The following is an 11,019-nucleotide window of genomic DNA, read 5'->3' on the forward strand; positions in this document are numbered from 1 at the left end:
GGGGTGACGTCCTTCCACAGTTCGCGGGCCCGGTCGGTGTCGCGCGCGCCGTCGAGGTCGGCGCGCCACGGCGCGGGATCCTCCACCAGCGGCGCCGCCGCTCCCGCGAACACCGGGACGTGCCCGGCGCCGGCCCGCGCGAGCAGGTCGCGGGCCACCGCGACGCCCACGTCCCTGGGCGTGTTCCCGGCCACCACCGTGACCGCCTCCAGCGTGACGGCCGGGGAGGCGAGGGCCAGGCCCAGCGCCAGCCCGTCGTCCACGTCGGAGGCCGGGATCGCGTTGCCGGGGTCGCAGTCGATGATGACGCGCATGGGAGTCCTCCTCAGTGACGCCGCCGGCCGGGCGGGCGTCTACTCCTTGGTTCCGCTACTGGCGAGCGAGGCGGTGAACTGGCGCTGGAAGACCAGCAGGACGAGCAGTGGTACGCCCGCCGCCAGGATCGCTCCCGCGAACATCTGCCCGTAGTCCACGCCCAGCTCACCGGCGAAGTCGGCGATGGCCACCGGCGCCACCTTCATCGCCGGGTCGGGCGCGATCAGCAGCGGCCACAGGAACGACTGCCACTGGAACACGAACACCACCAGACCGGCCCCCACCAAGGACGGCCGCGACAGCGGCAGGTAGATGTGGCGGAACACGCCCCACCACGACAGCCCGTCCACGCGGGCGGCCTCGGCCAGCGACGGCGGGATGTTCATGAAGAACTGCCGCAGCAGGAAGATGGCCAGCCCGCTGCCGATCCCGGGCAGGACCAGGCCGATGTAGGTGTTCTGCATCTCCATCGCACGGAACGTCGTGGCCAGCGGGATCGCGATCGCCTCGAACGGGATGAGGAAGCTCAGCACGAGCACCACCAGGGCCGAGACCCGCTCGGGACGCCGCGCGCTGTGGATCGCGATCCCCGCCGCGCTTGCCGGCCACCAGGAACGTCATCCAGTAGCCGACGCCGACCCAGCTGCACACGACGACGATCGAGAGAAGGGCGGTGGCGGGGCTGATGAGGAAAGGGATGCTGGGCAGTCCGACGGCGTTCGCGACGGCGTTGAGCGGGCCCTCCGGGCGGAAGGCCACGGCCCACACGATCGCGGAGACCGTCTGCGGCACGGCGACGGGCAGCAGGATGAGCGTGCGCCACAGCCCCACGGCGGGCACCCGCTTGCTCAGTGTGACCGCCAGCCACAGCGCCAGGGCGATCTGCAGCGGGTTCACGATGACGCTGAACAGCAGCGTGACCTTGAGCGAGTTGAGGAAGGTCGCGTCGCCGAACAGGCGGGCGAAGGTGTGCCAGACCGGGCGGTCTCCCGGCGGCTGCAACGAGGCCGCGACGGCGCTGATCGAGGGCCACAGTCGCAGCAGCGCCAGGGCGACGACGGCGGGCAGCAGCATGAACGCGGCGGTGACCCACATGGACCGCCGCGTGTCGGGTGTCTTCAACCTCATGAATTCCCTGGTCGGCCTGGTCACTGGAGGTCGCGGTAGCGCTGGAGCAGCTGGTCGAGCCGCTCCTGGGCGGCCCGCAGCGACTCGGAGACGTCGGCGCCGTTGCGGATGTCGGAGAACGTCTTGTTGATCGTCGTCTCGAAGTCCACGTATCCGACGGTGCGCGGGCGGTGCCGGGCGGTCGTGTCGAGTTCCTCGGTGAGCAGCGACTCGAAGTCGGTGATGCCTTTCTGGACGGTCTGGTCGACGTACCGGTCGTAGGCGACCTTGTTGGCCGGCGGCAGCGTCTCCTTGCCGGTGGTGGCCAGCGCGCCGGTCAGGGAGCCACGGCCGGGCCGGGCGCTAGCAGTCGCCGCCCGAGGACAGGTGCTCCTCCGCCCACTGGGAGATCTGCGCGAGCGCCGGCATGAGGGCGCGGCCGCCGGCCGTCAGCTCGTAGGAGACCGTGACGGGAGGGCCCGCAGAAACGGTGCGCGCGACCAGGCCTTCCTTGGTCAGCTCGGACAGCCGGTCGGAGAGCACGGAATCGCTGACCCCGTCGAGCGCCCGCGACAGCTCGCGGAACCCGGCCGGCCCCGCGCGGAGGCTGCCGAGCACGAGGGCGCTCCAGCGCTTCCCGAGCACGGTGAAGGCGCGCGTCAGCGCGGTGTCAGCCCGCTTACAGCTGTCCACATCGTGCTGTACGGAGGATGTCGCCATGACCTCATGCTAGCAGAAAAGAGGTCACTTTGATTTTCGAAGCAAGTAGCTATACCGTAGCGACGCCTCGATTACTAGCAAGGAGAACCCTGATGATCGACAACTCTGGCGCGCGTCCGAGCGTGGTGGTGCTGGGTGGCGGATACGGCGGATTCAAGGTCGCCAAACTGCTCGACGACGTGGCCGACGTGACGCTCGTGGACCCGTCCGACGCGTTCGTACACAATGTCGCGGCGTGGCGGGCGCTGGTCCAGCCGCAATGGCTGGACCGGGTCTTCCTGCCCTACCGCCGGTTGCTGGCGCACGGGCGTTTCCTGCGCGACAGCGCCGTGGCGGTCGACGGCCGCCACGTGACGCTCGCCTCCGGGCGGACGCTCGAGCCCGACTACCTGGTGCTCGCCACGGGCTCGTCCTACCCGTTCCCCGCCAAGATGGACGTGCCGGACATGGGGACGGCCAAGGCCAAGGTGCGCGCCGCGCACGAGGCTCTGGCCGACGCCGAGCGGGTGCTCCTGGTCGGCGCCGGCCCGGCCGGACTCGAACTCGCCGGCGAGATCAAGGCGGAGTTCCCCGGCAAGCACGTGATCCTCACCGACGCCGCGCCCGACATCCTGGCGGGACCGTTCGACCAGGAGTTGCGGGAAGAGCTGCGCAGGCAGCTCGGCGAGCTGGGCGTCGAGCTCAAGCTCGGCAGCCGGCTGCGGGAGCTGCCGAGCGCGCCGCCCGCCACCGCCGCGCCGATCGCGATCGCGACGGAGGCGGGGGAGAAGCTGACCGCCGACGTCTGGTTCCGCTGCTTCGGCGTCGTACCCCGCACCGAGTACCTGCGCGGCGCGCTCGCCGACGCCCGCGACTCGCGGGGCTACGTGCGGGTGGACGAGCGGCTGCGGGTGCTGGGGCACGACCGGGTCTTCGCCGTCGGCGACATCGCCGACGCCGACCGCGACATGGCCGGGCTCGCGGGCATGCAGGGCGAACTCGTCGCGGCGAACCTCCGCGCGACGATCACCGGTACGGGCGAGCAGGCCGCGTACGAGAAGTACCCGACCGTCATCCTCGTCCCGCTCGGCCCGGAGGGCGGCGCGGGGCAGCTGCCCGGGGTCGACGGCCTCGCGGGTCCCGAGACGGCCGCCGACCTCAAGGGCCGCGCCATGATGGTCGAGGCGTACGAGGCCCACTTCGACGGCCCCGACCCCGCCTGACGGCTCACTCCTCGACCTCGGCGAAGGGCGCGGCGCGCTTGTCGCGCCCTTCGCCGACGCCGGTGCGTGGCCCCCGGCCAGGCCCTCGATGGGAGTTGAGGTCAACCGGTGTCGTCACGAACGCGGGTGAGCCAGCTGCGGACCTCGTTCATCAGCGCGACGGGCGCGTCGTGGTGGATCAGATGACCGGAGCCTTCCACCAGCGAGAGTTCGGCCGTGGGGATCAGCCCCTGCAGTCGTCGGGCGATATCGGTGGGGATCCAGGTGTCCTGGGCGCCCCACACGATGCGTGTGGGAATGTCGATGCGTCCCAGGTGCCGCTCGTTCTCTTCCAGGAAGCGCTCGTCGTAGTCGGTGATCTGCCGGTAGAAAGCGGGCTGGCCGTCCTCACCCGTCCACGGCCGCACGAGCGAGTCGAGATCGTCGTCACGCAGACCGCGATGGCTCGCGCCCTGGATGTACGTACGCACGATGGCGGTGTGAATGTGGGACGGCAGCTGGTCCAGCACGCCGGGATGATCCTGCACGAATTTGAAGAACGGTGAACCGGAGGGCGGGATGGCGACAACGTCGATGAGCATGAGCGAGGCGTAACCGACGCCCATGGTCAGGTGCGCACGCAGCGACACGGCCCCGCCGAAGTCATGGGCGACCACGTGCGGCCGGTCCAGGCCCCAGTGCGCGAGCAGCGCCGTGAAGACCTCGGCCTGCACGCCGAAATCGACCGGGTGCCCGGCCTGTTTGGAGGAGCGGCCGTAGCCCGGCATGTCCCACAGGTGGACGGTGAAGTCACGGCTCATGGCCTCGGCGAACGCCTGCCACAACACGGACGAGAAAGGCGTGCCGTGGCAGAACACCACGGGCGGGCCGGTGCCGGCCCGCCCCCATGCAACCTTCCGGCCCTGCCAATCGAACTGCTCGGTTAGTTCCATGCCCAGCCATGCTAATAAGCACCCCGGCCTGGCAGATGGCCGCCCCCACCAGCGGCCTTCGACATCGGAGCACGCGGGTGTCGCATGCCCGCCCCACGCCGCTCTTCCCGGAAACAGCGAGGAAACAGCCGCTGTGGCCGAATAGCACGAACGCCGAAACCGGTGTGCCATGGGCCCCCTGGTCCGGCGAGGTGATTCTCGTTCCCCGTGGAAGGAAATCAACCAGTGAATCGTGCGACTGTGGCCCGTTTGGCCGGCCCTCTTTCCGGAGCGTTGCTGCTGACCTCTCTCGTCGTCGGCATGCCCGCTTCGGCGGCCACCGCCGCGACGAAGGCGCCGGCCATCGAGTGGCAGGAGTGCCGGGAATACTCCGACGAGGACCTGCGCCGGTTGGGCGTGAGTGAGGAGAAGTTCGGGGAGTTCAGGCGGCTGCTCGGGCGTACCGAGTGCGGGACGATCAGTGTTCCGCAGGATTATGACGATCCGGAGGGCAAGCAGATCAGCATCGCGCTGACCAGGTTGAAGGCGGCTGATCAGAAGCGCCGTCTGGGCAGCCTGGCGTTCAACCCCGGAGGGCCTGGCGGTTCCGGCTATCTGATGCCCCATCGGATCGTCATGAATGGGGCGGAGCTGGACGAGCGCCATGACCTGATCGGGTTCGATCCGCGGGGCGTTGGCTCTAGCACGAAGGTCGCGTGTTCTGGCCTGGGGAGCGAACGCTCGCCGGGGGCGGTCACCGAGGAGCAGGCCAGGAAGGCCTACGCCGAGACGGTCGAGAGGAACCGGGAGTGCGCCGCGGTGCTGCGCAGTCTCTTCCCCGGCAAGGTGGATCGGATGTGGCTGGACAGCGTGCACCCGCCGGACCACAGGACGGACGCCGGGGTGGAGGCCCGCGCCAAGGCCGCCGACCGTAACTTCCAGCGGATGGCGGCGTGGATCGCGGAGCGCGACCGGCGGGGTGGCCCCCTACGTCGCGCCGTGCGCGGGGTGGCCGTTGCCGGTGCAGAAGACGAACCTGCGGCACTCCGGCGGCTCGCTGATGCTCTCCGGCCACCTCCACGAGAGCATGTCGCCGTACGAGTTCACGCCCCCCATGCGCGAGGCGATCGGCGGGACCGTGGTGACCGTCGACGACGACGTGCACGGCTCCGCCTTCCGGGTGCCCGGCTGCCTCGAGAAGCTGGTCGACTACTTCGAGACCGGCAAGCGCACCACCACATGCCCAGGGATGCCGGTGCCGGAATAGGCCGGCACCTCCACCCGCGGCTGACGCCACAACCGATCAAGGTGCGGCAGCACCTGCTCCCCACAGGTGCCCGCCGCGCCAGCACAGCCCTCGCATACCCGGAGTCTGTATGAACGTCCCTCTGTCCAGGCGCACCCTGCTCACCGGAGCGGTCGCCGCCACCACCGCCCTCGGCACCGCCCCGGCCCGCGGCGCCGCCAAGCCGGCGAAGCAGGACGCGCCGAACATCCTGCTGTTCACAGTCGACGACATGGGCGGCGACACCCCCGGCTGCTTCGGCGGCCGCGCCGACCTCACACCCACCGTCGACCGGCTCGCCGAGCAGGGCATGAGCTTCGGTCGCGCGCACGTGCCCGTCGCGATCTGCCAGCCCAGCCGCTCGGCCATGCTGACCGGCCGCTACCCCCACCGCAACGGCGCGGAAGGCTTCGAGCCCATCGACGACGACGTGCCCGTACTCAACGACCTGCTGCGCCCGCGCGGCTACCTGACCGGCATCCTCGGCAAGTACGCCCACCTCGAACCCCCCGAGCGGTTCGCCTGGGACCTGAGCGCCAAGCCACCCCAGCTCGGGATGGGCCGCGACCCGGAGAAGTACGCCCAGTTCGCCACGCAGCTGTTCGACCGGGCCAAGACCGAGAATCGCCCCTTCTTCCTGATGGCCAACGCCGAGGACCCGCACCGGCCCTTCCACGGCAGCGCCGCGGAACAGCAGCGCTTCACCCCGGAGCAGCTGGCCACCATCCCCAGGCCGTCACGGGTGTACACCCCGGACGAGACCGACGTGCCCGGTTTCCTGCCCGGCCTGCCCGACGTGCGCAAGGAGATGTCGGAGTACCTCAGCAGCGCCCGCCGCGCCGACGACACGCTCGCCGCCGTGCTGGCCGCCCTGGACGCCTCAGGAATGGCCTCGAACACCATCGTGATCTTCATGTCGGACAACGGCATCGCGGTGCCGTTCGCCAAGGCCAACTGCTGGGCGCACAGCACCCGCACCCCGCTGATCGTCAGGTGGCCGGGCACCACCCAGGCAGGCCGGTCCGACCGCACCCACTTCGTCTCCACGATGGACCTGTTCCCCACGCTGTGCCGCGCGGCGGGCGCGGCCGTCCCCGAGGGGCTGGACGGGCGCGATCTCACCCCGCTGCTGGAGGGCGGCAGCCAGTCCGGCCGCGGCCAGATCACCACCGTCTTCCACAAATCCGACCAGGAGGTGCGGTACGACATGCGCGGCGTCCACGACAGCCGCTGGAGTTATGTCTGGAACGCCTGGTCGGACGGCCAGAAGGCCTATCAGGCGGAGAACATGACGGGCCTGACCTGGCCGGCGATGCAGGCCGCCGCGGCGGACTCCCCCGACGTCGCCGCCAGGGTGGAGTTCTTCCTGCACCGGGTGCCCGAGGAACTGTACGACCTCGAGAACGACCCGGACTCGCTGCACAACCTCGTCGAGGACACCGGACCCGAGGTCGTCGCCGCGCTGGAAGCCAAGCGGGACGACCTGCGGGCCTGGATGGAGGCCACCGGAGACCCGATCCGCGACCAGTACCAGCCGGCCAGGCGACCGCAGGCTAAACGCGGCGCCCGTTGACCCACACGTTGCGTAGTTCGAGCCCTGTCACGTCGGTGATGACGTCGGTATCCGTCATCTCCCCGAACACACTGTTCGTCACCCGGACGCCCCTGATCGGGTTGCCCGGGTTGCCGATCAGGTTGAACGCCCTGGGCGCCCGCTCGGCCCGCAGCCTTCGGATGTCGATCGCGCCGACGTCCGGGAAGTAGAGGCCGGTGTGCTTGTTCTCGTAGTTGAGCGCCACCTCGACCACCGCGTCGGCGGCCTGGCCCACGGTGATGTCCCTGAAGTAGAGGTCCCTGACGTGGCCGCCGCGCTCCGGGTTGGTCTTGATCCGGATCGCCCGTTCGAGTCGCTCGCTGCTCATCGTGCAGTCCCACGCGAACACCCAGCTCACCCCGCCGGTGGTCTCGCTGCCGATCGTCACGCCGCCGTTGCCGTCGCGCATCACGCAGGAGTCCACGAGCACGTTCGTGGAGGGGGCGTTCACCCGGCGGCCGTCGGCGTTCTTGCCTGCCTTGATCGCCACGCAGTCGTCGCCGGTGTTGAACTCGCACCGCTCGATGAGCACGTCCACGCACGACTCGGGGTCGCAGCCGTCGTTGTTCGGGCCACGCGGGCTGTCCACGGTGACCTCGCGGATGGTCACGTTGGTGCACAGGACCGGGTGGATGTTCCACATGGGGGAGTCCCTGACCGTCACGCCCTCGATGAGGACGTTGCGGCAGCGGTAGAGCTGGATCAGGTTCGGCCGCAGGTGGTGGCCCTCGCCGAACACCCGCTCGGCCACCGGCACGCCCTGCTCGGCCATGGCCGCGAGCAGCTGCTTGTCGGGGCCCTCGGTCGGCGGCGGGTCGTTCGACCAGTCCCACCAGTGGGTGGCGTCGGCCTGCCCGTCGATCACGCCGGCGCCGGTGATCGCCACGTTCGTCCGGTCGTGGGCGTAGATGAACGGGGAGTAGTTCATCAGCTCGATGCCCTCGTACCGGGTGTATACGACCGGCAGGTAGTCGGCGGGGTCGCGGCTGAACTTGATCGTCGCGCCCGCCTCCAGGTGCAGCTCGACGTTGTCGGCCAGGTGGATCGCGCCGGTGAGGTAGGTCCCCGCGGGCACCAAGACCCGCCCGCCACCCGCCGCCGCGCAGGCGGCGATGGCCTGGCCGAACGCGTCGGTGCACTTCGTGGTCCCGTCGCCGACGGCCCCGTGGCCGGTGATCGGGAAGGTGCGGCGGGGGAAGCGCGGCGGTCGGATGCGGCGCCTGATCTGCGGCACCCGCGCCCAGGCCGCGGCCGCCGCGTCCGGCGCGGCGGGCCCCGGAGCGGCGGCCTCCGCCCGGCCGGTCACGCCCGCCGCCAGCAGGCCGCCCACGGCGCCGGCCAGGAACACCCGCCGGGACCGTCCACGCGATAACTCCTCCATCACGACCTCCCTTCAGATGACGGGGGAATCGGGAGCGGGAGGGCCGCCAAGGCCCGCGCGTGTAGTGACAGAACCTCAGACATCGTCATCGCCTCCGGATAAGATCGGTCTTGTGCTTTCGGGCATCGGTCAGGGCTTGGCCGTCGTCTCCCGCGTAAGCGGGGTGAGAAGCCGCTCCCTTCGGGGAGCGGAGGAGTCACCGATGTCCTCCGTCTGTGTGGGGGTCAGCCCTTCACCCCGGTCAGTGTGATGCCCTGGATGAAGGTGCGTTGGGCGAAGAAGAACAGCACGATGATCGGGATGAGGATCACCGTGCTGGCCGCCATCAGCGGCCCGAATTGGGTGCTGTACTGCGTCGAGTAGTAGGTCAGCCCCAGCGACAACGTGTACATGTCCGAGTCGGACAGGTAGATCAGCGGTCCCAGCAGGTCGCCCCACGCCGCCAGGAACTGGAACAGCGCCACCGCCGCCAGCGCCGGCTTGGCCAGCGGCAGCACGATCCGCGCGTAGATCCGCAGCTCGCCCGCCCCGTCCACGCGTGCCGCGTCCAGCAGGTCGCGCGGGATGCCCAGGAAGAACTGCCGCAACAGGAACACGAAGAACGGCCCGCCGAAGAAGTGCGGCACGATGAGCGGCAGGTACGTGTTCGTCCACCCCATCTCGCGGAACAACGAGAACAACGGCACCATCGTCACGTAGAACGGGATCATCATGGTGCCCAGCAGCGCCACGAAGACGACGTTGCGCCCCGGCCACTCGATGCAGGCCAGCCCGTACGCGATGAACGAGCTCGACAGCACCGCACCCAGCATCGACAACGCGCAGATGAGCATCGTGTTGAGGAAGTACCTGGCGAACGGGAAAACCTGCAGCCCGTCCAGGTAGTTGGAGAAGGTGATCTTCTCGGGGAACCAGACGATAGGGAAGGCGTTGAGCACGTCCACCGTCTTCAGCGACGTCGTCACCATCCACACGAACGGCAGCAGGAACACCACGCTCAGCGTGATCAGCACCGCGTGCGAGGCCATCGCCGCCATCAGCCGCCGCCAGTTGCGCCGGATCCGCCCGGTCTCCCGCCCCACGGCGGGGGCCACGGTCGCCGTACCCATCATCGGCCTCCGTAGTAGACGCGCCGGCCGACCAGTTTGAACGTGGCGACGGTGACCGCGGCGACGATCGCGAAGAGCACCCAGGCGATCGCCGACGCGTACCCGACCTTGAAGTACTGGAAGGCGTTCTGGTAGAGGTACAAGCCCGACACCAGCGTCGAGCCGGCCGGGTTGCCCGTGCCGCCGGTCATCACGAACACCGGCGTGAAGAACTGGAACCCGCCGATCAGCCCGGTCACCAGGGCGAACAGCATGTGTGGGCTGACGTAGGGCAGCGTGACGTGCCGGAACCTGGACAGCACGCCCGCCCCGTCGGTGGACGCCTGCTCCCGCAGCGTGGCCGGCACGTCCTGGAGCCCGGCCAGCATGATGACCATCAGGTTGCCGACCCCCCACGCGCTCATCACGATCAGCGCCGGCTTGGCCCAGACGGGGTCGGACAACCAGCCGGGACCCTCGATGCCGAGCTTGGCCAGGGCGTCGTTGAGCAGGCCGTACTGGGGGTCGAAGATGTACATCCAGAGCACTGCGGACGCCACCGCCGGCACGATCGTCGGCAGGTAGAACACCGTGCGGTAGACCGACCGGCCGCCCACCCCCATGTTCAGCAGCAGCGCCAGCCCGAGCGCCGCGACGATGCCGAGCGGGACCGACCAGACGACGATGTACAGCGTGTTCCACAGCGACGACCACCACACCTGGTCGGTCATGAGGTCGACGTAGTTGGCCCACCCGATCCACTCGGCGGGGCCGACCATCGTGTACGAGGTGAAGCTGTAGTACAGCGAGGCGAGCACCGGGTAGCCGGTGAACCACAGCAGCCCGATGATCGCGGGCGAGGTGAACACCAGCCCCCACATGAGGTCGCGCCGCCGCTTTCGTGAGCGCATGTCACAGTCCCATCTGGTTCTTGAACCTTTCGGCCTCCCTGCGGGTGTTCTCCTTGACCACCCGCATGGCCTCGCGCGCGGACACCTCGCCGTAGACCGCGCGCGCCACGTGGATCTCCAGTTGCTGGCTGAAGTAGTTGGTCTCCGGCAGCGACGGTTTGATGTTGGTCGCGGCCAGCATCGCGTCGTACGAAGGCCGCAGGATCGGGTCGGCCCGCATCTTCGCCAGGGCCGGCGACCCGAGGTAGCCGGGCGGGTAGTTCACCGTCTCGAACTCGGCCAGCGTGCCCTCCGGCGTGGCCGCGAACCAGCGCAGGAACTCCCACGCCGCCTCGGGGTGCTTGGCCTCGGACGGTATGAAGGCGCCCCACCCGCCGATCCAGGTCCCCGCCCCCGGCTCGGTGGCGCCGGGCGGCTGGTAAGGCAGCAGCGTCGAGCCGTACTCGAAGTCCGGCTTCGCCTCCAGGATCTGCTGGACGCTGCGCGGCCCGAGCGCCGCCATGCC

The 11,019-nt window shown here is 69.7% G+C and carries 12 protein-coding genes; 3 read left to right on the plus strand and 9 right to left on the minus strand.

Features of this window, described 5'->3' with window-relative positions; all coding sequences use genetic code 11:
* From ITP53_RS49550 to ITP53_RS49560, 4 genes are all read right to left on the minus strand, one after another.
* The coding region (locus ITP53_RS49550; RefSeq protein ID WP_195902446.1) for a nucleoside hydrolase at positions 1-314 on the minus strand (314 nt) is incomplete at its 3' end.
* Positions 315-353: 39 nt separating this feature from the next.
* Positions 354-902 (minus strand): carbohydrate ABC transporter permease, encoded by a 549-nt coding sequence (locus tag ITP53_RS49555; RefSeq protein ID WP_328818348.1) that lies wholly within the window; start codon positions 900-902, stop codon positions 354-356.
* A gap of 561 nt (positions 903-1,463) precedes the next feature.
* Positions 1,464-1,592, minus strand: coding sequence for a hypothetical protein (locus ITP53_RS59860; RefSeq protein ID WP_268961459.1), 129 nt, complete (start codon positions 1,590-1,592; stop codon positions 1,464-1,466).
* A gap of 193 nt (positions 1,593-1,785) precedes the next feature.
* The gene (locus ITP53_RS49560) at positions 1,786-2,142 is read right to left on the minus strand and encodes a winged helix-turn-helix transcriptional regulator (RefSeq protein WP_195902448.1); all 357 of its coding nucleotides are present in this window, start codon (positions 2,140-2,142) and stop codon (positions 1,786-1,788) included.
* A gap of 92 nt (positions 2,143-2,234) precedes the next feature.
* Between ITP53_RS49560 and ITP53_RS49565 the strand changes: the two genes are divergently transcribed.
* Positions 2,235-3,344, plus strand: a complete 1,110-nt coding sequence (locus tag ITP53_RS49565; RefSeq protein ID WP_195902449.1) for an NAD(P)/FAD-dependent oxidoreductase — start codon at positions 2,235-2,237, stop codon at positions 3,342-3,344.
* A 101-nt stretch (positions 3,345-3,445) separates the two neighbouring features.
* Here the strand turns inward: ITP53_RS49565 and ITP53_RS49570 are convergent, their stop codons facing one another.
* Complete coding sequence (locus ITP53_RS49570; RefSeq protein ID WP_195902450.1) at positions 3,446-4,276, minus strand: alpha/beta fold hydrolase; 831 nt, start codon at positions 4,274-4,276, stop codon at positions 3,446-3,448.
* Positions 4,277-5,276: 1,000 nt separating this feature from the next.
* On the opposite strand from ITP53_RS49570, the gene ITP53_RS49575 reads away from it, so the two are divergent.
* The gene (locus ITP53_RS49575; protein ID WP_195902451.1) at positions 5,277-5,522 is read left to right on the plus strand and encodes an alpha/beta hydrolase; all 246 of its coding nucleotides are present in this window, start codon (positions 5,277-5,279) and stop codon (positions 5,520-5,522) included.
* Between the two features lie 109 nt (positions 5,523-5,631).
* The gene (locus tag ITP53_RS49580) at positions 5,632-7,113 is read left to right on the plus strand and encodes a sulfatase family protein (protein ID WP_195902452.1); all 1,482 of its coding nucleotides are present in this window, start codon (positions 5,632-5,634) and stop codon (positions 7,111-7,113) included.
* Here the strand turns inward: ITP53_RS49580 and ITP53_RS49585 are convergent.
* From ITP53_RS49585 to ITP53_RS49600, 4 genes are all read right to left on the minus strand, one after another.
* Positions 7,094-8,515, minus strand: coding sequence for a glycoside hydrolase family 28 protein (locus ITP53_RS49585; RefSeq protein WP_195902453.1), 1,422 nt, complete (start codon positions 8,513-8,515; stop codon positions 7,094-7,096). The genes ITP53_RS49580 and ITP53_RS49585 overlap by 20 nt on opposite strands.
* Positions 8,516-8,739: 224 nt before the next feature.
* A complete protein-coding gene (locus ITP53_RS49590; protein WP_207757543.1) occupies positions 8,740-9,627 on the minus strand; it encodes a carbohydrate ABC transporter permease in 888 nt (295 codons plus the stop codon).
* Positions 9,624-10,514 carry a carbohydrate ABC transporter permease gene (locus tag ITP53_RS49595; RefSeq protein WP_195902454.1) on the minus strand — a complete coding sequence of 297 codons (891 nt, stop codon included), beginning with the start codon at positions 10,512-10,514 and terminating at the stop codon, positions 9,624-9,626. The genes ITP53_RS49590 and ITP53_RS49595 overlap by 4 nt, the downstream gene beginning before the upstream one ends.
* A 1-nt stretch (position 10,515) precedes the next feature.
* Positions 10,516-11,019: extracellular solute-binding protein (locus ITP53_RS49600; RefSeq protein WP_195902455.1), on the minus strand; the 504-nt coding region annotated here is incomplete at its 5' end.

The organism is Nonomuraea cypriaca (genome assembly GCF_015645445.1).
In the GTDB taxonomy this organism is placed as follows: Bacteria; Actinomycetota; Actinomycetes; order Streptosporangiales; family Streptosporangiaceae; genus Nonomuraea; species Nonomuraea cypriaca.

Bases quoted from the DNA above. Each gene is read 5' to 3' on its own strand.
- ITP53_RS49595 (WP_195902454.1), bottom strand. From the start codon at position 10,514: ATGCGCTCACGAAAGCGGCGGCGCGACCTCATGTGGGGGCTGGTGTTC.
- ITP53_RS49560 (WP_195902448.1), bottom strand. From the start codon at position 2,142: ATGGCGACATCCTCCGTACAGCACGATGTGGACAGCTGTAAGCGGGCT.
- ITP53_RS49580 (WP_195902452.1), top strand. From the start codon at position 5,632: ATGAACGTCCCTCTGTCCAGGCGCACCCTGCTCACCGGAGCGGTCGCC.
- ITP53_RS49590 (WP_207757543.1), bottom strand. From the start codon at position 9,627: ATGATGGGTACGGCGACCGTGGCCCCCGCCGTGGGGCGGGAGACCGGG.
- ITP53_RS49565 (WP_195902449.1), top strand. From the start codon at position 2,235: ATGATCGACAACTCTGGCGCGCGTCCGAGCGTGGTGGTGCTGGGTGGC.
- ITP53_RS49585 (WP_195902453.1), bottom strand. From the start codon at position 8,515: ATGGAGGAGTTATCGCGTGGACGGTCCCGGCGGGTGTTCCTGGCCGGC.
- ITP53_RS49570 (WP_195902450.1), bottom strand. From the start codon at position 4,276: ATGGAACTAACCGAGCAGTTCGATTGGCAGGGCCGGAAGGTTGCATGG.